This is a genomic window from Actibacterium naphthalenivorans (assembly GCF_014196965.1).
Classification (GTDB): Bacteria; Pseudomonadota; Alphaproteobacteria; order Rhodobacterales; family Rhodobacteraceae; genus Actibacterium_A; species Actibacterium_A naphthalenivorans.
Genome location: NZ_JACIEQ010000001.1, coordinates 396,755 through 415,864, shown reverse-complemented (window position 1 = coordinate 415,864; position 19,110 = coordinate 396,755). Strand labels below are relative to the sequence as shown.

The following is a 19,110-nucleotide window of genomic DNA, read 5'->3' as shown; positions in this document are numbered from 1 at the left end:
GGAACCGATGTTCGCCTTTGCCCGCAACAAGACCCAGATGGTCGCCCCGCAAGATGCCCTGCCGGGCCGGCCCACGCCGATCCCCACCGCCGATACCCATTTCGTCAACGGCCGCCCGCTGAAGGCGCCGGTGCCGGAGGGGATGGAAGAGGCGATGTTCGGCATGGGCTGTTTCTGGGGCGTCGAACGGATGTTCTGGAAGCTCGACGGTGTCTATCTGACGATGGCTGGCTATGCTGCCGGCTTCACCCCCAACCCGACCTATGAAGAGGTCTGCACCGGCCAGACCGGGCATAACGAGGTTGTGCGCGTCATCTATGATCCGGCCGTGATCGGCTATGACGATCTGCTGCGCATCTTCTGGGAAGGGCACAACCCGACGCAGGGCATGCGCCAGGGCAATGACATGGGCACGCAATACCGCTCCGGTATCTACGCGGCGTCCGACGCGCAGCTGGAGGCGGCGCAGCGCAGCGCGGCGCTGTTCGCGCCGCGGCTGGCGGCGGCGGGGCTTGGCGCGATCACCACCGAAATCCTGCCCGCCCCGGCCTTCTTCTACGCAGAGGGGTACCACCAGCAATATCTGGCCAAGAACCCCGGCGGCTATTGCGGGCTGGGCGGTACCGGTGTGACCTGTCCGATCGGGACGGGGGCCTGACGGCCGACGGCGCCCGCCCGCGCCTAGGGGCTTCATCATGGTGCCGTTCCCTTGCATTTGCGGGGTTGTTCGCCGGATCTGCGTGACGTTGCGGCATCATCACGGGTTGCCGGTGTGCTCGCGCAGGCGCTATAGCTTGGGCAGCAAGATCGCACGAGGATCGCGCCGGATGTTTTGCCTGATATCTGACTGCCGCGGGGGCCTGTGACGTATGGGCAAGCGGATTCACATCATGGGCGCCAGCGGCTCTGGCACCTCGACGCTGGCCCGCGCCATGGCGACGGCGCTGGCGACGCAGGCCTTTGATACCGATGACTTCTACTGGTACCCGTCGGACCCGCCATTCAGAGACAAGCGCCCGGCCGCCGAGCGGCTGGTGATGATGAATGCGCTGTTCGTGCCGCGGGCGGACTGGATCCTGGCCGGCTCTTTCGCGGGCTGGGGCGATCCGATCATTCCGCGGCTGACCCATGTGGTGTTCCTGTCGCTTCCGTCCGGCGCTCGGCTGGCCCGGCTGCGCGCGCGCGAACGCCGGCGCTACGGCCGCGCGATCGAGCCGGGGGGCGCCCAATCCAGGGCGTTCCAGAGCTTTCTGGACTGGGCGATGAGCTATGACGATCCGCAGTTCACGGGCCGCAGCCGCCGGGTGCATGACCTGTGGCTGAAAGAGCTGGAATGCCCGGTGATCCGCCTCGACGCCCGCCTGCCCATCGAGACTTTGACGGCACAGGCGCTCGGCGCGCTTGACCAGACCCGCGCGGACGCCTAGGCGCAGGGGCGAAACAACAGACCGGAGCCGCCCGATGCCGACATTCACCGCCCTGACGACCCTGCCGGGAAAAGACAGCGCCGAGGCGCTGGGCGAGGCGATGGAGCGGCTGGAGCCAGAACCTACCGGTGTCGGCGTGTTCGAGATCGAGGACGGGTCCGGCCTGTGGGAGGTCGGCGGCTATTTCACCGAAGTGCCCGACAGGGCGGGGCTGGCGCTGCTGGCGGCGATGCATGGCGCGCAGGATTTCGCGATTTCGGAACTGCCCGAGGTGGATTGGGTTTCCAAGGTCAAACGCGAACTTGCGCCGGTCGAGGCGGGGCGCTTTTTCGTCTATGGCAGCCATGACGCCGACAAGGTGCCGGAAGGCGCGGTGCCCCTGTTGATCGAGGCGGCCATGGCCTTCGGCACCGGCCATCATGGCACGACACTGGGCTGTCTGCGCGCGCTCGACCGGCTGGCGGCGGAAGGCTTTCATGGGCATAACGTGGCCGATATCGGCTGCGGCACGGCGGTTCTGGCGATGGCCGCGGCGAAGATCTGGCCCGAGACGGTTCTGGCCTCGGACATTGATCAGATCGCGGTCGAGGTGGCGCAGGCCAATGCCGTCAGCAACGGGCTGGAGGGGCGGGTGCGCTGCGTCGAGGCGGCCGGATTCGATCATCCGGATCTGAGCGCGGCGGCGCCGTTCGATCTGGTGTTCGCCAATATCCTGAAAGGGCCGCTGGTGGCGCTGGCGCCGGACATGGGGGCGTATATCGCGCCGGGCGGATATGCGATTCTTTCCGGAATTCTGAACGAGCAGGCGGAAGAAGTTGTCGCCGCATATGCCGAAAACGGGCTGATTGTTCACACCCGCGAAGCGATCGGCGACTGGACGACGCTTTGTCTCAGGAAAAGCGGCTAAACCTGCCATAATTGTGCCTTTTTCTCACCTTACAAACGTCGCATGGGGGCGTAGATGAGTGTTTTGAAGGGGCGTTGTTATGCTCGATCCTCAGATTCAGGATTTTCGCGGCCGGCTGACCCGCATTGAGCGTATTCACCGGCGCGGCGGCGGCTTTGAAGCGGCCGGTACGCTTGGCCGGTCCAGCTATACCCGCCGTGTCGGGCGCCGGTCCTTGCTGCGGCCGATGTTTCTTGTGGTGTCCAGCGCATTGGTGGCCAAATCGATTCTGATCGCGCAGATCGGCGAAGCCGATTATCAGGAACGTGTCGGGCGCCTGAACCAGGGCACCCAGATCGAACAGGTCGGGGCCTATGTCATGCAGGCAGATCCGGTGACACTCTGGATGTCGGGCTATGTGCGGGAGTTGCTGAAGGCACCGCTGTAAAACGCGTCATCCGCAGGGCGAGAAACAGTGCCAGAAAAAAAACCCACTCCGGCCATGCGTGGCGGGGTGGGTTTACATGTTTTTCGAAGGTGGCCGGGCCGTTCAGGCCCGGATGTCGTCGATCGCGCCCCGTTCCAGGCCGATATCGCTCAGTTCCCGGTCGGTCAGCTTTGCCAGCATGTTGCGGGTCATGCGGGCATTGTTCCACGCAGTCAGTGTTGTCACCAGACGCTCCACACGACCCACCAGAAGGCGGCCGTCGGCGAGCGGGCGGGTGGTGTTGTATACAGCCATCTTGGTCGTCCTTGTTGCCGTTTGAGACTCAGGGATCAGTCGCCCTGACAGGCGGCAGATAGGGTGCCGGTTGTGCCGGCGCAAGACAAATGTTCAACATGGCGCCCGCGCGTTTTTCACATTGTCGAGACTCCCGTTAACGGACTGTTACAAAGTGAAAAATTATGAACGGCGCGGTGTCGTTTTCCGGCCTCGCAATGACGGTTTCATGCCGTCTCTGACCCCATGCCGGCGCACGGGCGGATTTCCGCTGTTCCGCATTGGCACTGGCCGATGTTCGCTTTTCGTGCTACTGCGTCTGAAAAGACACGAAAATCGGGGTGAGCATGCGCGTTTTGGGGGTGGACCCTGGGCTTCGCAACATGGGCTGGGGCGTGATCGAGGTTGACGGATCGCGCATTTCCCATGTTGCCAACGGCATTTGCCACACTGCCGCCGGCGATCTGGCCGCGCGGTTGCTGAGCCTTCATGCGCAGCTGACGGGTGTCGTCGCGCAATACGCCCCCGATACCGCGGCGGTGGAGCAGACATTCGTCAACAAGGATGCGGTGGCGACGCTGAAACTGGGCCAGGCCCGTGCGATCGCGCTGCTGGTGCCGGCGCAGGCGGGGCTCGAGGTGGGCGAATATGCGCCGAACGCGGTGAAGAAAACCGTGGTCGGGGTGGGCCATGCCGACAAACGCCAGATCGATCACATGGTACGGTTGCAGCTTCCGGGGGTCCGGATCGCGGGGCCGGATGCGGCGGATGCGCTGGCGATCGCGCTGTGCCACGCGCATCACGCGCAAACGGCGGGGCGGCTGGCGGCCGCGGTCAGGCGGGCATCATGATCGGCAGGATCGCCGGGCGGCTCGATTATCGCGGCGCCGATCACGTGCTGATCGATGTGCGCGGGGTCGGTTATATTGTCTATGTCTCTGACCGGACGATGGCGGGGCTGCCGGGGCCGGGCGGGGCGGTTGCACTCTATACCGATCTGCAGGTGCGCGAGGATCTGTTGCAGCTTTACGGTTTCCCGACGCTCGTGGAAAAGGAGTGGCACCGTCTTCTGACCAGCGTGCAGGGGGTTGGCGCCAAGGCCTCGACAGCGATTCTGGGCACTTTGGGCGCCGAAGGTGTTTCGCGCGCGATCGCGTTGGGCGACTGGGCGGCGGTAAAGGCCGCGCCCGGCATCGGCCCCAAGCTGGCGCAGCGCGTGGTGCTGGAGCTGAAGGACAAGGCGCCCGCGGTGATGGCGATGGGCGGCGGTTTGCCCGCCGCGACGGGCGACGCCCAGGCGGAGGTTCTGGAAGACAACCCCGCGCCGCCGCCCGCCGCGCCGGCGGTGCAGAGCAGCGCCTCGGTGCAGGCTGATGCGTTGTCGGCGCTTGGCAATCTGGGCTACGGCCCCGGAGAGGCGGCAGGGGCGGTGGCCGAGGCCGCGGGTGCCGCGCCCGGGGCCGACACGCCCGCGCTGATCCGCGCGGCGCTGAAGCTGCTGGCGCCCAAGGGATGACGTGGATGGCAGGCCCATCGGCCCTTGCGGGCCTTTTCGCTGAGACGACCGGGGGGCGTGGCCGATGACCGAGCCCGACCCAACGCTGCGCCCCGAGGCCCAGCCGCAGGATGCCGACCGCGCCCTGCGCCCGCAGACGCTGGACGAATTCATCGGCCAGGCCGAGGCGCGCGCCAACCTGAAGGTTTTCATCGAAAGCGCCCGGATGCGGGGCGAGGCGATGGATCATGCCTTGTTCCACGGCCCGCCCGGCCTGGGCAAGACCACGCTGGCGCAGATCATGGCGCGTGAGCTGGGGGTGAACTTCCGCATGACGAGCGGCCCGGTGCTGGCCAAGGCGGGCGACCTGGCGGCGATCCTGACCAACCTCGAGGCGCGTGACGTGCTGTTCATCGACGAGATTCACCGGTTGAACCCGGTGGTCGAAGAGGTGCTTTACCCGGCGCTGGAGGATTTCGAGCTGGACCTGGTGATCGGCGAAGGCCCCGCCGCGCGCACCGTGCGGATCGAGTTGCAGCCTTTCACGCTGGTCGGCGCCACCACGCGGCTGGGTTTGCTGACCACGCCGCTGCGCGACCGGTTCGGCATCCCCACGCGGCTGCAGTTTTATACCGTCGAGGAGTTGCATGAGATCGTCACCCGGGGCGCGCATCTGATGGGCGTACCCGCCGACACCGGCGGCGCGCGCGAGATTGCGCGGCGGGCCCGCGGCACACCGCGGATCGCCGGGCGGCTGTTGCGGCGGGTGCTGGATTTCGCGGTGGTCGAAGGTGACGGGCGGATCACGCAGGGCATCGCCGACAATGCGCTGACCCGGCTGGGCGTGGATCATCTGGGCCTCGACGGGGCCGACCGGCGCTATCTGCGGCTGATCGCCGAGAATTACGCCGGGGGGCCGGTGGGGATCGAGACGCTGAGCGCGGCGCTTTCGGAAAGCCGCGACGCGCTGGAAGAGGTGATCGAGCCGTTCTTGCTGCAGCAGGGGCTGATCCAGCGGACGCCGCGCGGACGGATGCTGGCGGCGAAGGCCTGGCGGCATCTGGGGCTGGAGGCGCCCGGGGCGCCGGTGCAGGGCGGATTGTTCGAAGGCTGACGCCGCGCCGGGTTGCGGGCGGGGCGCGGAACTTTTATGCCTCCGGCGGGGATATTTCCGGAAAGATGAAGGATGTTCGGATGACCGCCGAAGAGGTGCAGGCGCTGTTCACGCGGGAGGACGGGCAATATCTGTTCGCCCGCTGGGGCAGGCCGATCGTGCCGGTGGTTTTCGGGGTGACCGACGAGACGCTGGCGGTGGTCAAGGGCGCGTGCGAGGCGGTTGTGGCGCTGGCGGGGCACAGGATGGCCGAGACCGACCCCGAGCTGGGCGCCAATCTGATGGTGTTCTTTATCCGCGACTGGCAGGAGCTTGCCGATACGCCGAACATGGATCGGCTGGTGCCGGAGCTTGGCCCGCTTCTGGCGCGGTTGCGGGCGGCGGGGGCGACCCAGTACCGGTTTTTCCGCTTCGACGCGGAGGGGGCGATCCGGGCGGCCTTTGTTTTCATTCGCATGGAGGGGGCGCTTGCGGCGCTGCCCGCCGAGGAGCTGGCGCTGAGCCAGATGGTTCAGGTGATCTTGCTGTGGTCGGAGAACGCCTTTGCCGGGCGCAGCCCGCTGGGCCGGATCGCGGGCGGGGTGAGTGTGCTGCGGCCCGAGATCGCGGATGTGATTCGCGCCGCCTATGATCCGGTGATGCCGGCGGCGGCCGGGGATGCGAGCCATGCGCTGCGGCTGGCCGCGCGGATCGGGGCGGGCTGATGGCGCATCGGTTTTCCATTCGCGTCTATTACGAGGATACCGATCTGGCCGGGATCGTCTATTACGCCAATTACCTGAAGTTCATCGAGCGTGGCCGCAGCGAGTGGGTGCGGGCGCTGGGGGTTGATCAGCTGCGGCTGAAGGAAGAGCAGGGGCTGGTCTTCGCCGTGCGGCGGGTGGAGGCTGATTATCTGTCGCCCGCCCGCTATGACGACATGCTGGTGGTGGAGACGATGCCCGAGGCGGTGACCGGCGCGCGGGTGGTTCTGGCCCAGCGTGTGATGCGCGGCGACGACGTGCTGTTTGCGGCCCGGGTGACGCTGGCGATGCTGGCCGCGAGCGGTGCTCCGGTGCGGCTTCCGGCCGATATTCGCCGATCATTTGGCGGGGGATAGGCGCAATGCCGCGATGACGCGGATGTATTGGCATTTCCCCTGAAAACATTGTACGGTCCGGCGTAACCAGAGCCGGACAAACGCGGCCCAACAACGAGCAGGCAGATGGAAACCCAAACCCTTGCAATGGCGCAGGAGATCGATTTCTCCATGCTTGCGCTTTTTGCGCGTGCGACATTCGCCGTCAAGATCGTCATGATCCTTCTGATCGCCGCTTCTTTCTGGAGCTGGGCGATCATCATTCAGAAACTTCTGACCTTCCGCAGGTCGCAGCAGGAGGCCGGGGTGTTCGATCAGGCGTTCTGGTCGGGCGAGCCGCTGGATGAGCTGTTCGAGAAGGTCGGGCCCGAGCCGGCCAGCGCGCCCGAGCGGATTTTCGCCGCCGGCATGATGGAATGGCGCCGGTCGCACCGACAGGATGGCGGGCTGATCCCCGGCGCCGCGCCGCGCATCGACCGGTCGATGGATGTGGCGATCGCGAAAGAGGCCGAGGGGCTGAATGGCGGGCTGTCCTTTCTGGCGACGGTGGGGTCGACCGCGCCGTTCGTCGGGCTGTTCGGCACCGTCTGGGGCATCATGAACGCGTTCGAGGAGATCGCGATTCAGCAGAACACCAACCTGGCGGTCGTGGCGCCGGGGATTTCGGAAGCGCTGCTGGCGACCGCCCTTGGCCTTCTGGCGGCGATTCCGGCCGTGGTTTTCTACAACAAGCTTTCGGCGGACAGTGACCGGATCGTCGGCGGGTACGAAGCCTTTGCCGACGAGTTCTCCACCATCCTTTCGCGTCAGCTGGACAGCTGAGCGATGGGCGCGGGGGTCGTTCAACGCAAGGGCGGGAACCGGCGGCGGCGCAGCCGGGGGCGCTCTGCCGCTATGTCGGAAATCAACGTCACGCCGATGGTCGACGTGATGCTGGTGCTGCTGATCATCTTCATGGTCGCGGCGCCGCTGCTGACGGTGGGGGTGCCGGTGGAGCTGCCGAAGACGGCGGCGGAGGCGCTGCCGGGCGAGCAGGAAGAGCCGCTGACGGTGACGCTGACCATCGACGGGCTGATCCTGCTGCAGAACACCGAAACGCCGGCGGACCAGCTGATCCCCAAGCTGCGCGCGGTTGCGGCCGAGCGTGAGAATGACAAGATCTTTCTGCGGGCCGACGGGGCGATTCCCTATGAGCGTGTGATCCAGGTGATGGGCGCGCTGAACGCGGCCGGGTTCCGCAATATCGGGCTGGTGACGGATACCGGCGGGCCGACCCTGGGCGGACAGGGCGGGTAAGGCAGGGGCCTTCATGAACACGGGCACCTATATTTCGGGCATCGGGCATATCGGCCTGATCCTCTGGCTTCTGGTGGGCGGTCTGTTCGACGCCCGCCCGCCCGAGCCTTTGGAGGTGGCCGAAGTGTCGATCATCACCGGCGAGGAGTTCGCTGCGCTGAGCGCGCCGGCTTCGGCGCCGCGTGCCACGGCGGAGGCGCCCGCACCGGTGGCGCCGCCTGCCGAAGAGGCCGTGGCCGACACGCCGGTGCCCGACACCGCGCCGCAAACGCCCGCCGTGCCCCTGGCCACGCGGCCCGCGCCGCCCGATCCGGCCCCAGATGTCAGCGAGATCGCGCCGCTGCCCGAGGCCGAGGTGACAGATGCCGCGCCGACACCGCCCGCCCCGCCCAGCATCGAGGAAGGCACTACGATCCTGACCGAGAGCGCGCGGCCGCGGCCTGCGCCGCGCGTTGCTCCGGCTCCGGCGGCACGTCCGGCGCCGGATGCCGACGTGTCGGACACTGTGAAGGAGGCGACAACGCCGTCGCCCGAGCCCGAGGCCGCCGCGCCGCCGCAGGAGCGTGCGACCGCACCCGAGGAGGCCACGACCGAGATCGTGACCGAGGCCGAGGAAAAACCGGACGCCGAAACCAGCCTGACCGCATCGCTGCGGCCGCGTACGCGGCCCGCGCCGCCGGTTCGCCCTGCGCCCGCCGCCGCCGCGCCGGTGACACCTGCGCCGGCAACGCCCGCGCCCGCGCCGGTGGCGCCGCCGCCCGATGTGTCGGCCGCGGTGAACGATGCCCTGGCCGAAGCGCTTGGCGGCGGCGCCGCCGAGACCACCGGCAACGGCGCCGCAGCCCTGGGGCCGCCGATGACCCAGGGCGAAAAGGATGCGCTGCGCATCGCCGTCGGGGCGTGCTGGAACGTGGGGTCACTGTCGAGCGAGGCGATGCGCACGACCGTCGTTGTCGCGCTGTCGATGGCCGAGGATGCCAAGCCGAAGATCGACACCATCAGCATGAAATCGTTTTCGGGTGGATCCGAGACCGCGGCGCGTCAGACCTATGAATCCGCCCGGCGCGCCATTATCCGCTGTGGGGCGACGGGCTTTGATCTGCCGAAAGAGAAATACGGCCAGTGGCGCAATATTGAGATGACATTCAATCCGGAGAACATGAGGATCAAATGATGCGACGTATTCTGACCCTCCTCGCGGCCCTTCTGGGCCTTGCCGCCGCGCCCGCACTGGCGCAGGACGGCCCGCTTCGGATCGTGATCGACGAGGGCGTGATCGAGCCCTTGCCCTTCGCGGTGCCCGATTTCGTGGCCGAAAACGCCGCCGCGGCGCAATATGCCAAGGATATCGGCAGGGTGGTGGCCGCCGATCTGGCCGGAACCGGCCTTTTCCGCGAAATTCCGAAAGAGGCGTTCATCGCAAACGTCACCAGCTTCGACAGCCCCGTGCAATATGCCGACTGGAAGGCGATCAACGCGCAGGCGCTGATCACCGGCGCGGTCAGCGTGGACGCGGGCGGGCGGCTGACGGTGAAGTTCCGCCTGCTGGACGTGTTCGCCGAGGCGCCGCTGGGCAACGGGCTGCAATTCGCGGGCACCACGGCAGGCTGGCGGCGGGTGGCGCACAAGGTGGCCGATCAGGTCTATGCGCGGATCACCGGCGAGGGCGGGTATTTCGACAGCCGCGTGGTGTATGTTGCCGAAACCGGCCCCAAGAACGACCGGCGCAAGCGGCTGGGCATCATGGATTACGACGGGGCGAATGTGCAATATCTGACAGACAGCACATCGCTCGTGCTGGCGCCGCGCTTTTCGCCGGATGGGGCGCGGGTGCTCTATACCAGCTATGAAACCGGGTTTCCGCGTATTTTCCTGCTGGATGTGGCCAGCGTCGGCCGCCGCGCGCTGGATGATCAGCCCGGCACGATGACCTTTTCGCCGCGTTTCGGGCCGGATGGCAACACGGTGCTGTTTTCGCTGTCTTCCGGCGGCAACACCGATCTTTACAGTCTGAACCTGGCCAGCGGCCAGCGCACGCGCCTGACCTCTGCCCCGTCGATCGAGACCGCCCCCAGCTTTTCGCCCGATGGCAGGAGCATCGTGTTCGAAAGCGACAGGTCGGGCACACAGCAGCTTTACATCATGCCCGTCGGCGGCGGCGAGCCGCGGCGCATCAGCTTTGGCAGCGGGCGCTATTCCACGCCGGTCTGGTCGCCGCGCGGCGATCTGATCGCCTTTACCAAACAGAACGCCGGGCGGTTTCATATCGGGGTGATGCGGGTGGACGGCTCGGAAGAGCGGCTGCTGACGGCCTCGTTCCTCGATGAGGGGCCCACATGGTCGCCCAACGGGCGCGTGATCATGTTCAGCCGCGAAACGGCCGGGGCGTCGGGCACATCGGCGCTTTATTCGGTGGATATTTCCGGGCGCAACCTGCGCAAGGTGCCGGTTGCCGGGGCCGCGTCCGATCCGGCATGGTCGCCGCTTTTGCCTTGAGCGCGCCCTGCGCGGCGCGTTTCCAAACCCGCGCCCGGCTGATATGCTGGGCGCATTCGAGCCAAGAATGACAACAAGGATTGTCCGATGAAAACCGTTTCCAAATCCATTCTGGTCGTGGCGGCGCTGACGCTGGCGGCCTGTTCCGATCCGGCCCGCTTCGACACGGCCGGCGCGGGCGCGGGCACCACAGGTGCCGCCGGCTTTGCCGGCAGCGTGAACGACCCGAGTTCCGTGGCCTATTTCGAGCAGACCATCGGCGACCGGGTGCATTTCGCCGTGGATCAGAGCAGCCTGTCCGACAGCGCGCTCGTGACGCTGGCGGGGCAGGCCGAGTGGCTGCTGACCAATACCGAATACAGCGTGATCGTCGAAGGCCATGCGGATGAGCAGGGCACGCGCGAATACAACCTCGCGCTTGGCGCGCGGCGGGCCAATGCGGTGCAGGAATATCTGGTGTCGCGCGGCGTGTCGCCGGCGCGGGTGCGCACGGTGAGCTATGGCAAGGAGCGTCCGATCGAGATTTGCTCTGACGAATCGTGTTATGCGCAGAACCGGCGCGCGGTTACCGTGGTGACCGCGGGCGCGGGCAGCTAGGGGGTATCGGCGGGATGACGCGGTTTGGGGTGGTCGGCCTTGCGGTCTGCATGGCTTTCGGGGCGGCGGGCATGGCGCCGGCGCAAAGCCGCGAGGCCACGCTGGCCGACATTCGTCAGCAGCTTTCGGTGCTTTACGTCGATGTGCAGCGGCTGAAACGGGAATTGTCGACCACCGGTGGCGTTCAGGGCGGCACGGGCGGCGGCTCTGCCCTGCAGCGCATCGACGGGATCGAACAGCAGTTGCAGCGCCTGACCGCCAGGTCCGAAGAGCTTGAATTCCGCATCAATCAGATCGTCGCGGACGGGACCAACCGGATCGGCGATCTGGAGTTCCGCCTGTGCGAGCTGGAGGCTGACTGCGACATCTCGAAGCTGGGCGAGACCTCGACGCTTGGCGGTGAAGCGGCGGCGCCCGCGCCAATTGCACCTGTCACGGTACCGCCGGCGGGCGGCACCGAGCTGGCGATTGGCGAGCAGGCCGATTTCGACCGGGCCAAGGCCGCGCTCGACGCCGCTGATTTCGAGGGGGCGGCGAGCCAGTTCGCCGCCTTCACCCAGACCTATCCCGCCGGCCCGCTCAGCGGCGAGGCGCATTTCTATCGCGGCGAGGCGCTGCATGAACTGGGGCGCACCACCGAATCCGCGCGTGCCTTTCTGGAGAGCTTTTCGGGCGCGCCCGACGGGCCGCTGGCCCCCGAGGCGCTGTACCGGCTCGGGCTGGCGCTGAACGATCTGGGCCAGAAATCCGAGGCCTGCGTGACGCTGGGCCAGGTTCCGGTGCGGTTTCCGGCCGCCGCCGTCGCCGCCGATGCAAACGCGGCGATCCAGAGCTTCGGCTGCAATTGACGGGTGAAGACGCGCGGCTGCTGCACCGGTTCGGGGCGGCTGTCGAGGCAGCGCAGGTTACCGGGCCGCTGGGGCTGGCGGTGTCGGGCGGCGGCGATTCCATGGCGATGCTGCATCTGGCGGCGCGGGCGGGGCTGGCGCTGCGCGCTGTAACGGTCAACCACGGGCTGCGCCCGGAAGCGGCGGCCGAGGCGCGGTTTGTCGGCGATGTCTGCGCCGGGCTGGGCGTGCCGCATGATATTCTGACATGGCAGGGCTGGGACGGCCGCGGCAACCTGCAGGCGGCGGCCCGCGGCGCGCGCTATGGGTTGATGGCGGATTGGGCGCGGGACGGGGGCATCGGCACCGTTGCGCTGGCCCATACGCTGGATGATCAGGCCGAAACCTTCCTGATGCGCCTGGGGCGCGCGGCGGGGGTGGATGGCCTGGCCGGCATGCCGCCGCAACGGCACGCCTTCGGAGTGGCCTGGCTGCGGCCGCTGCTGTTTGCCGAACGCGATGAGCTGCGCGGGTTTCTCAGGCGTGGGGGTCACGGCTGGTGCGAGGATCCTTCGAATGCCGATGCGCGGTTCGCGCGGGTCAGGGCGCGTCAGGCGCTGGCCGCCCTCGCCCCGCTGGGGATCGATGCGCATGTGCTTTCGGAGGTGGCCGGGCACATGTCCGCCGCCCGCCATGCGCTGGAGGTGCAGACGACCGCCGCGGCGCTGGATTGCGCGCGGGTGGACAGGGGCGATGTGGTGTTCGACCGCGAAAAACTGTTTGCGCTGCCGCCCGAGATCACCCGCCGCCTGCTGGAGCATGCGTTGAAATGGGTGTCATCGGCGGAATTTGGCCCGCGCGCGGGATCGCTGGCCGAGTTCACCGCCGCACTGGCATCGGGGGCCGAGGTCACGCTGCATGGCTGCCGTGCGCTGGTGGCGGGCGGGGCCATCCGTGTCACGCGGGAATATCAGGCGGTGCGCGATGCGGTCGCGGCCCCAGGGGCGCTTTGGGATGGCCGCTGGCGGGTGACGGGGCCGTGGGAACAAGGGCTTGAGCTGCGCGCGCTGGGAGAGGCCGGGCTTCGCGCGTGCCCCGGCTGGCGCGATACGGGGCTGCCCCGGCCCAGCCTTCTGGCCTCGCCGGGGGTGTGGCGCGGCGCGGTTCTGGTGGCCGCGCCTCTGGCCGGCCTCGGCCCCGGATGGCGCGCCGAACCGGCAAATGGGCCCGAAGGCTTCGTTCAATCCATTATATCGCATTGAACCTGCGCCACTTATCTCTATTTTAGAGACACACCGGTTCGCTCGCCGGCTAATCATTCAGGGAGTTCACCGTGGGCAACGCGAGAAACATCGCCTTCTGGGTCGTCTTATTTCTTTTGATCCTGGCATTGTTCAACCTCTTCAGCGGTGGCCAGACGACGATGACGTCGCAGACGATCAGCTATTCCCAGTTCCTTGACAATGTTGAGGCGGGCGAGGTGGCGCGCGTGACGCTGGATGGCGAAAAGGCGGTGATCCGCGGCAACGACGGATCGACCTATACCGCGATCGTGCCGCAGGGCGTGGACCTGACCGACCGCCTGATCGAGAACAACGTGGACGTGACCGCCGAGCCGCAAGAGCGCAGCGGGCTGCTGGCCTATATCGGCACGCTTCTGCCCTTCCTGATCCTCATCGGCATCTGGATCTTCCTGATGAACCGGATGCAGGGCGGCGGGCGTGGCGGCGCGATGGGCTTTGGCAAGTCGCGCGCCAAGCTGCTGACCGAGAAACATGGCCGGGTGACGTTTGACGACGTGGCCGGCATTGACGAGGCCAAGGACGAGCTGGAAGAGATCGTGGAATTCCTGCGCAACCCGCAGAAATTCAGCCGTCTGGGCGGCAAGATCCCCAAGGGCGCGCTGCTGGTGGGCCCTCCGGGCACCGGTAAGACGCTTCTGGCGCGTGCCATCGCGGGCGAGGCGGGTGTGCCCTTCTTCACAATTTCCGGCTCCGACTTCGTCGAGATGTTCGTGGGTGTCGGCGCCAGCCGCGTGCGCGACATGTTCGAGCAGGCCAAGAAAAACGCGCCCTGCATCGTGTTCATCGACGAGATCGACGCCGTCGGGCGCAGCCGTGGTGTAGGCTATGGCGGCGGCAATGACGAGCGTGAGCAGACGCTGAACCAGCTTCTGGTCGAGATGGACGGGTTCGAGGCGAACGAGGGGATCATCATCGTGGCGGCCACCAACCGCCCCGACGTGCTGGACCCCGCGCTGCTGCGCCCGGGCCGGTTCGACCGTCAGGTGCAGGTGCCCAACCCCGACATCAAGGGCCGCGAAAAGATCCTGGGCGTGCATGCCCGCAAGGTGCCGCTGGGCCCCGATGTCGATCTGCGCATCATCGCGCGCGGCACGCCGGGCTTTTCCGGTGCCGATCTGGCCAACCTGGTGAACGAGGCTGCGCTGACGGCCGCGCGCATCGGCCGCCGTTTCGTGACGATGGAAGATTTCGAGAACGCCAAGGACAAGGTCATGATGGGCGCCGAGCGCCGCTCGATGGTCATGTCCGAGGATGAGAAGAAGCTGACCGCCTATCACGAGGCCGGCCATGCCATCGTGGGCCTGAACGTGCCGCAGCATGACCCGATCCACAAGGCCACGATCATCCCACGCGGCCGGGCGCTTGGCCTTGTGCTGTCGCTGCCCGAGCGCGATCAGTTGAGCGTGACCTACACCAAATACACCTCGAAGATCGCCATGGCGATGGGCGGCAAGGTGGCCGAAGAGCTGATCTTCGGCAAGGAGAACGTGACCTCGGGTGCCGCTTCGGACATTCAGCAGGTCACGCGCATCGCCCGCGCAATGGTGACGCAGTTCGGTATGTCCGAAACGCTGGGCAACATCGACTATGCCAACGAGCAGCAATCTTATCTGGGCAACTACCAGGGTCAGGCCCATGCCTCGCCCGAGACCCAGGAGAAGATTGACGAGGAAGTGCGCAAGATCGTGGATGAAGGTTACGAAACCGCCAAGCGCATCCTGACCGAAAAGAGCGAAGACCTGCACCGGCTGGCGCAGGGGCTTCTGGAGTATGAAACCCTGACCGGCAATGAGATCACCCGGGTGATCGCTGGTGAGCCGCTGAACCGGGGTGATGACGAAGACACCCCGCCGGATCAGGGCGGCGCGCCGTCGATCACGGCCATTCCGAAAACCACCAAGCCCAAATCCAATCCGGATGGCGGGCTGGAGCCGGAACCGACGCTCTGAGCCAGACCGCAGAACAAGGCAGAACCCCGAAACCCCACCCGGTTTCGGGGTTTTCTTTTGCGCCCGGCGCTCTGCCCGCTGGCGCGGCTCTGACGGGGTAATCGCGCCTTGTGATGCGCGTCTTCAGCATCTTTGAATTGCGGCCTGCGTCGCGCTGCCCCATGCTGCGCGGGCCACAGCAGGAGATTGCCGATGCCCGCCCTTAAACCAACCGATTTCACCGCCCGGATCACCTGGCTTGGCCGCGTTGCCGATCGCGCCGCCAGCCTGACGGCGGAGCCGTTGCAAGAGGTGATGGCGGGGTTTGCCGGGGTCGAGGGGGAGGAACACGCGGGGCTTACGCGCCCGTCCTGCTCGCGCGTGTTGTCACAATACGCTCGGGGCACCGAAATCCGCAACGTCCGGCAGTTTTCGATCCTGTCGGCCGAAGAGCTTGCCGCGATCGCCGCGGAGATGGGCGTGCAACGGCTCGACCCGTCTTGGCTGGGCGCGTCGATCGTGATCGAGGGGATCCCGGATTTCAGCCATGTGCCGCCCTCGTCGCGCCTGCAGAATGCGGGCGGCACGACGTTGACCATCGACATGGAGAACCGCCCCTGCCAGCTTCCGGCCAAGGTGATCGAGGCGGAACTGCCGGGCGCGGGCCGTGCCTTCAAGCCGGCGGCAGAGGGGCGGCGCGGCGTCACCGCCTGGGTGGAGCGTGAGGGGCCGCTGCGGCTGGGCGACGTCCTGACGCTGCACATCCCCGATCAGCCCGTATGGTCTTGCCTGGATGCGGCGCGGGCCGGATAGGCGCCGGAGGTTCATCATTCGAAAAGGGGTTGCGACGATTTCGGCGGCGCGCGCGTCGAAACGCTGCTGTACAACCGCCCCCCGCCCGCTATAGCCAACCCCGAGTGTCGCCGCAGGAAAACGGAGGTTCCATGGCCCATAAGACCGATATCGAAATCGCGCGGGCAGCCTGCAAGAAACCGATCCGCGACATCGGCGCGAGCCTGGGCATCCCCGAGGCGCATCTGGTGCCCTACGGCCATGACAAGGCCAAGGTCAGCGCCGATTTCATCCGGTCGCTCGGCGACCGCCCGAACGGCAAGCTCATTCTCGTGACGGCCGTCAACCCGACCCCGGCGGGCGAGGGCAAGACGACCACCACGGTGGGGCTTGGCGACGGGCTGAACCGGATCGGCAAGCGGGCGGCGATCTGCATCCGCGAAGCCAGCCTTGGCCCCTGTTTCGGGATGAAGGGCGGAGCGGCGGGGGGCGGCTTTGCCCAGGTCGTGCCGATGGAAGAGATGAACCTGCATTTCACCGGCGATTTCCATGCCATCACGGCCGCGCATAACCTGCTGGCCGCGATGATCGACAACCATATCTACTGGGGCAACGCGCTGGAGATCGATCAGCGCCGGGTGGTCTGGCGCCGGGTGATGGACATGAACGACCGCGCCCTGCGCGATATGGTGACCAGCCTGGGCGGGGTGGCCAACGGCTTTCCCCGCCAGACGGGATTCGACATCACCGTGGCGTCCGAGGTGATGGCGATCCTGTGTCTGGCGCGCGATCTGGATGATCTGCAGCGCCGGCTGGGCGATATCATCGTGGGCTACACCCGTGACCGCGCGCCGGTTTTTTGCCGGGACATCAAGGCCGATGGCGCGATGACCGTGCTGCTGAAAGAGGCGATGCAGCCCAATCTGGTGCAGACGCTGGAACACACCCCGGCCTTCGTGCATGGCGGCCCGTTCGCCAATATCGCCCATGGCTGCAATTCGGTCGTGGCCACCACCACGGCGCTGAAGCTGGCCGATTACGTGGTGACGGAGGCGGGCTTCGGCGCCGATCTGGGGGCCGAGAAGTTCATGAACATCAAGTGCCGCAAGGCCGGGCTGGCGCCCGCGGTGGTGGTGATCGTCGCCACGGTGCGGGCGATGAAGATGAACGGCGGCGTGGCCAAGGCCGATCTGGGGGCCGAGGATGTGGCCGCCGTGACGGCGGGCTGTGCCAATCTCGGGCGGCATATCGAGAACATGAGCGGGTTCGGGGTGCCGGTGGTGGTGGCGATCAACCATTTCGCCACTGATACGGATGCCGAAATCGCTGCGCTTCAGGCTTATGTGGCACATCAAGACAGCACGGCAATCCTTTGCCGTCACTGGGAAAAAGGTGGTGCCGGGGCAGAGGAGCTGGCGCGCCGTGTGGCCGAGATCGCCGATGCTGGGGCGGCGGATTTCACGCCGCTCTATCCCGATGACATGCCTCTGTTCGAAAAGATCGAAACCATCGCCAAACGCATCTACCGCGCCGACGGGGTGCAGGCCGCGCCGGCCATCCGCGACCAGCTTCGCGCGTGGGAACAGGCGGGTCATGGCAATCTGCCGGTCTGCATGGCCAAGACGCAGTACAGCTTTTCCACCGATCCCGCCCTGCGCGGCGCGCCCACCGGGTTCACGGTGCCCCTGCGCGAGGTGCGGCTGAGCGCGGGTGCCGGCTTCGTCGTCGCGATCTGCGGAGAGATCATGACCATGCCCGGACTGCCGCGCATGCCCGCGGCCGAGACGATCGGCCTGAACGACCTGGGGCAGATCGAAGGGCTGTTCTGAGCCTGACTTGAGGCGCGTCGCAACCTGCCGTAAGAGGGGCGCGACGCGTCAACCGGGAGAATGATTGTGAAGGCTCCTCAGGATTGCAATTCGATGCTCGAACTTCGTGCGCAGATCGACGCGCTTGACCAGCGGCTGATCGAGATGCTGGCGCGGCGCGCGGCCTACATCGATCGCGCGGCAGAACTCAAACCGGCCGAAGGCTTGGCCGCGCGGATCGACGCGCGGGTGGAGCAGGTCGTGGCCAACGCCCGCAGAAATGCCGATGCGGCCGGGCTCGACCCGGATTTCGCCGAAACGATCTGGCGGCAGATGATCGACTGGTCGATCGCCCGTGAAGAACGGGTGCTTGGCCCATCGCAACACGACTGAGGAGGCCGGCCCATGAGCGCGGATCTGATTGACGGAAAAGCCTTTGCCGGGCAGGTGCGGGCCAGGGTGGCCGCCCAGGTCGCCCGCCTGAAAGAGGTGCATGGCATCACCCCCGGCCTCGCCGTGGTTCTGCTGGGGGAAGACCCGGCAAGCCAGGTTTACGTGCGCAACAAGGGCAAGCAGACCGCCGAGGCCGGCATGGCCTCGTTCGAGCACAAGCTGCCGGCCGAGACCACCGAGGCCGACCTTCTGGTGCTGCTGGATGCGCTGAATGCCGACAGCGCGGTGCATGGCATCCTCGTGCAACTGCCGCTGCCGCCGCATATCGACGAGAATCTGGTGGTCGGCCGGATCGACCCCGCCAAGGATGTGGACGGGTTTCACATCTCGAATGTTGGTCTGCTGGCGACCGGGCAGAAGGCGATGGTGCCCTGCACGCCGCTGGGCTGCCTGATGATGCTGCGCGACCGGCACGGCGATCTATCGGGGATGAACGCCGTCGTGGTGGGCCGGTCGAATATCGTGGGCAAGCCGATGGCGCAGCTTTTGCTGCGCGACAGCTGTACCGTGACCATCGCCCATTCCCGCACCCGGGAGATCGAGGCGCTGTGCCGTGGCGCCGATATTCTGGTGGCGGCGGTGGGGCGCCCGGAAATGATCACCGCAGACTGGGTGAAACCCGGCGCAACGGTCATCGACGTGGGCATCAACCGCATCCCCGCCCCGGAAAAGGGCGCGGGCAAGACGCGCCTTGTGGGGGATGTGCATTTTGAAAGCGCGGCCGCCGTTGCCGGCGCGATCACGCCGGTGCCGGGGGGCGTCGGGCCGATGACGATCGCCTGCCTTCTGGCCAACACGCTGACCGCCTGCTGCCGGGCCAACGGCCTGGCCGAACCTGCGGGGCTGACCGCCTGAGCGGCCGGCGAGGGCTCATGGTTGAGCGGGCCG

The 19,110-nt window shown here is 66.9% G+C and carries 22 protein-coding genes; 21 read left to right on the top strand and 1 reads right to left on the bottom strand.

Translation table 11 applies throughout. The annotated features are described in order from the left end of the window. Positions 1-7 precede the first annotated feature (7 nt). The 4 genes from msrA to GGR17_RS01995 all read left to right on the top strand — a co-directional run bounded on the left by msrA (position 8) and on the right by GGR17_RS01995 (position 2,761). Positions 8-658 (top strand): peptide-methionine (S)-S-oxide reductase MsrA, encoded by a 651-nt coding sequence (gene msrA, locus GGR17_RS02010; RefSeq protein ID WP_054538301.1) that lies wholly within the window; start codon positions 8-10, stop codon positions 656-658. Between the two features lie 211 nt (positions 659-869). Next, positions 870-1,427 (top strand): P-loop NTPase family protein, encoded by a 558-nt coding sequence (locus GGR17_RS02005; protein WP_054538302.1) that lies wholly within the window; start codon positions 870-872, stop codon positions 1,425-1,427. 34 nt (positions 1,428-1,461) lie between these two features. Beyond that, positions 1,462-2,334: a 50S ribosomal protein L11 methyltransferase gene (locus GGR17_RS02000; RefSeq protein WP_054538303.1), complete on the top strand. Its 873-nt coding sequence runs from the start codon at positions 1,462-1,464 to the stop codon at positions 2,332-2,334. Positions 2,335-2,413: 79 nt separating this feature from the next. Further along, a complete protein-coding gene (locus tag GGR17_RS01995) occupies positions 2,414-2,761 on the top strand; it encodes a hypothetical protein (RefSeq protein WP_054538304.1) in 348 nt (115 codons plus the stop codon). Between the two features lie 102 nt (positions 2,762-2,863). Here the strand turns inward: GGR17_RS01995 and GGR17_RS01990 are convergent, their stop codons facing one another. Further along, positions 2,864-3,055 carry a DUF1127 domain-containing protein gene (locus tag GGR17_RS01990; RefSeq protein WP_037211056.1) on the bottom strand — a complete coding sequence of 64 codons (192 nt, stop codon included), beginning with the start codon at positions 3,053-3,055 and terminating at the stop codon, positions 2,864-2,866. A gap of 326 nt (positions 3,056-3,381) precedes the next feature. On the opposite strand from GGR17_RS01990, the gene ruvC reads away from it, so the two are divergent. From ruvC to folD, 17 genes are all read left to right on the top strand, one after another. Next, the gene (gene ruvC, locus GGR17_RS01985; protein WP_054538305.1) at positions 3,382-3,885 is read left to right on the top strand and encodes a crossover junction endodeoxyribonuclease RuvC; all 504 of its coding nucleotides are present in this window, start codon (positions 3,382-3,384) and stop codon (positions 3,883-3,885) included. Continuing rightward, the gene (ruvA, locus tag GGR17_RS01980) at positions 3,882-4,550 is read left to right on the top strand and encodes a Holliday junction branch migration protein RuvA (RefSeq protein ID WP_054538306.1); all 669 of its coding nucleotides are present in this window, start codon (positions 3,882-3,884) and stop codon (positions 4,548-4,550) included. The genes ruvC and ruvA overlap by 4 nt, the downstream gene beginning before the upstream one ends. A gap of 64 nt (positions 4,551-4,614) precedes the next feature. Continuing rightward, positions 4,615-5,643, top strand: coding sequence for a Holliday junction branch migration DNA helicase RuvB (ruvB, locus tag GGR17_RS01975; RefSeq protein WP_054538307.1), 1,029 nt, complete (start codon positions 4,615-4,617; stop codon positions 5,641-5,643). Positions 5,644-5,723: 80 nt separating this feature from the next. Beyond that, positions 5,724-6,347 (top strand): hypothetical protein, encoded by a 624-nt coding sequence (locus tag GGR17_RS01970; RefSeq protein WP_054538308.1) that lies wholly within the window; start codon positions 5,724-5,726, stop codon positions 6,345-6,347. Further along, complete coding sequence (gene ybgC, locus GGR17_RS01965) at positions 6,347-6,742, top strand: tol-pal system-associated acyl-CoA thioesterase (RefSeq protein WP_054538309.1); 396 nt, start codon at positions 6,347-6,349, stop codon at positions 6,740-6,742. The genes GGR17_RS01970 and ybgC overlap by 1 nt, the downstream gene beginning before the upstream one ends. A gap of 105 nt (positions 6,743-6,847) precedes the next feature. Beyond that, positions 6,848-7,543 (top strand): protein TolQ, encoded by a 696-nt coding sequence (gene tolQ, locus GGR17_RS01960; RefSeq protein WP_037211043.1) that lies wholly within the window; start codon positions 6,848-6,850, stop codon positions 7,541-7,543. 3 nt (positions 7,544-7,546) lie between these two features. Next, entirely contained in the window at positions 7,547-8,017 is a 471-nt protein-coding gene (gene tolR / locus GGR17_RS01955; RefSeq protein WP_037211041.1) for a protein TolR, read from the top strand. A 13-nt stretch (positions 8,018-8,030) separates the two neighbouring features. Then, the gene (locus GGR17_RS01950; RefSeq protein WP_054538310.1) at positions 8,031-9,191 is read left to right on the top strand and encodes a hypothetical protein; all 1,161 of its coding nucleotides are present in this window, start codon (positions 8,031-8,033) and stop codon (positions 9,189-9,191) included. Then, positions 9,191-10,513: a Tol-Pal system beta propeller repeat protein TolB gene (gene tolB / locus GGR17_RS01945; RefSeq protein WP_054538311.1), complete on the top strand. Its 1,323-nt coding sequence runs from the start codon at positions 9,191-9,193 to the stop codon at positions 10,511-10,513. The genes GGR17_RS01950 and tolB overlap by 1 nt, the downstream gene beginning before the upstream one ends. 87 nt (positions 10,514-10,600) lie before the next feature. Beyond that, entirely contained in the window at positions 10,601-11,110 is a 510-nt protein-coding gene (pal, locus tag GGR17_RS01940; protein WP_037211531.1) for a peptidoglycan-associated lipoprotein Pal, read from the top strand. A gap of 14 nt (positions 11,111-11,124) precedes the next feature. After that, positions 11,125-11,958, top strand: coding sequence for a tol-pal system protein YbgF (gene ybgF, locus GGR17_RS01935; protein ID WP_054538312.1), 834 nt, complete (start codon positions 11,125-11,127; stop codon positions 11,956-11,958). 17 nt (positions 11,959-11,975) lie between these two features. Beyond that, on the top strand, positions 11,976-13,199 hold the full coding sequence (gene tilS / locus GGR17_RS01930; protein WP_054540332.1) for a tRNA lysidine(34) synthetase TilS: 1,224 nt from the start codon (positions 11,976-11,978) through the stop codon (positions 13,197-13,199). 71 nt (positions 13,200-13,270) lie between these two features. After that, on the top strand, positions 13,271-15,190 hold the full coding sequence (gene ftsH / locus GGR17_RS01925) for an ATP-dependent zinc metalloprotease FtsH (protein WP_037209712.1): 1,920 nt from the start codon (positions 13,271-13,273) through the stop codon (positions 15,188-15,190). Between the two features lie 192 nt (positions 15,191-15,382). Further along, positions 15,383-15,982, top strand: a complete 600-nt coding sequence (locus tag GGR17_RS01920; RefSeq protein WP_054538313.1) for an MOSC domain-containing protein — start codon at positions 15,383-15,385, stop codon at positions 15,980-15,982. A 131-nt stretch (positions 15,983-16,113) separates the two neighbouring features. Next, positions 16,114-17,790 carry a formate--tetrahydrofolate ligase gene (locus GGR17_RS01915; RefSeq protein WP_054538314.1) on the top strand — a complete coding sequence of 559 codons (1,677 nt, stop codon included), beginning with the start codon at positions 16,114-16,116 and terminating at the stop codon, positions 17,788-17,790. A 93-nt stretch (positions 17,791-17,883) separates the two neighbouring features. Continuing rightward, a complete protein-coding gene (locus GGR17_RS01910) occupies positions 17,884-18,162 on the top strand; it encodes a chorismate mutase (protein ID WP_235974394.1) in 279 nt (92 codons plus the stop codon). Positions 18,163-18,174: 12 nt separating this feature from the next. Next, on the top strand, positions 18,175-19,077 hold the full coding sequence (gene folD, locus GGR17_RS01905; protein WP_054538316.1) for a bifunctional methylenetetrahydrofolate dehydrogenase/methenyltetrahydrofolate cyclohydrolase FolD: 903 nt from the start codon (positions 18,175-18,177) through the stop codon (positions 19,075-19,077). Positions 19,078-19,110 lie beyond the last annotated feature (33 nt).

What these genes read in the sequence shown, in the direction of transcription:
- ybgC (WP_054538309.1), top strand. Translation starts at nt 6,347, where the DNA reads ATGGCGCATCGGTTTTCCATTCGCGTCTATTACGAGGATACCGATCTG.
- GGR17_RS01990 (WP_037211056.1), bottom strand. Translation starts at nt 3,055, where the DNA reads ATGGCTGTATACAACACCACCCGCCCGCTCGCCGACGGCCGCCTTCTG.
- GGR17_RS01995 (WP_054538304.1), top strand. Translation starts at nt 2,414, where the DNA reads ATGCTCGATCCTCAGATTCAGGATTTTCGCGGCCGGCTGACCCGCATT.
- GGR17_RS01950 (WP_054538310.1), top strand. Translation starts at nt 8,031, where the DNA reads ATGAACACGGGCACCTATATTTCGGGCATCGGGCATATCGGCCTGATC.
- GGR17_RS01920 (WP_054538313.1), top strand. Translation starts at nt 15,383, where the DNA reads ATGCCCGCCCTTAAACCAACCGATTTCACCGCCCGGATCACCTGGCTT.
- GGR17_RS02000 (WP_054538303.1), top strand. Translation starts at nt 1,462, where the DNA reads ATGCCGACATTCACCGCCCTGACGACCCTGCCGGGAAAAGACAGCGCC.
- ruvC (WP_054538305.1), top strand. Translation starts at nt 3,382, where the DNA reads ATGCGCGTTTTGGGGGTGGACCCTGGGCTTCGCAACATGGGCTGGGGC.
- pal (WP_037211531.1), top strand. Translation starts at nt 10,601, where the DNA reads ATGAAAACCGTTTCCAAATCCATTCTGGTCGTGGCGGCGCTGACGCTG.
- tolQ (WP_037211043.1), top strand. Translation starts at nt 6,848, where the DNA reads ATGGAAACCCAAACCCTTGCAATGGCGCAGGAGATCGATTTCTCCATG.
- GGR17_RS01970 (WP_054538308.1), top strand. Translation starts at nt 5,724, where the DNA reads ATGACCGCCGAAGAGGTGCAGGCGCTGTTCACGCGGGAGGACGGGCAA.
- msrA (WP_054538301.1), top strand. Translation starts at nt 8, where the DNA reads ATGTTCGCCTTTGCCCGCAACAAGACCCAGATGGTCGCCCCGCAAGAT.
- ruvB (WP_054538307.1), top strand. Translation starts at nt 4,615, where the DNA reads ATGACCGAGCCCGACCCAACGCTGCGCCCCGAGGCCCAGCCGCAGGAT.
- GGR17_RS01915 (WP_054538314.1), top strand. Translation starts at nt 16,114, where the DNA reads ATGGCCCATAAGACCGATATCGAAATCGCGCGGGCAGCCTGCAAGAAA.
- tolR (WP_037211041.1), top strand. Translation starts at nt 7,547, where the DNA reads ATGGGCGCGGGGGTCGTTCAACGCAAGGGCGGGAACCGGCGGCGGCGC.
- GGR17_RS02005 (WP_054538302.1), top strand. Translation starts at nt 870, where the DNA reads ATGGGCAAGCGGATTCACATCATGGGCGCCAGCGGCTCTGGCACCTCG.
- GGR17_RS01910 (WP_235974394.1), top strand. Translation starts at nt 17,884, where the DNA reads ATGCTCGAACTTCGTGCGCAGATCGACGCGCTTGACCAGCGGCTGATC.
- folD (WP_054538316.1), top strand. Translation starts at nt 18,175, where the DNA reads ATGAGCGCGGATCTGATTGACGGAAAAGCCTTTGCCGGGCAGGTGCGG.
- ybgF (WP_054538312.1), top strand. Translation starts at nt 11,125, where the DNA reads ATGACGCGGTTTGGGGTGGTCGGCCTTGCGGTCTGCATGGCTTTCGGG.
- ruvA (WP_054538306.1), top strand. Translation starts at nt 3,882, where the DNA reads ATGATCGGCAGGATCGCCGGGCGGCTCGATTATCGCGGCGCCGATCAC.
- tolB (WP_054538311.1), top strand. Translation starts at nt 9,191, where the DNA reads ATGCGACGTATTCTGACCCTCCTCGCGGCCCTTCTGGGCCTTGCCGCC.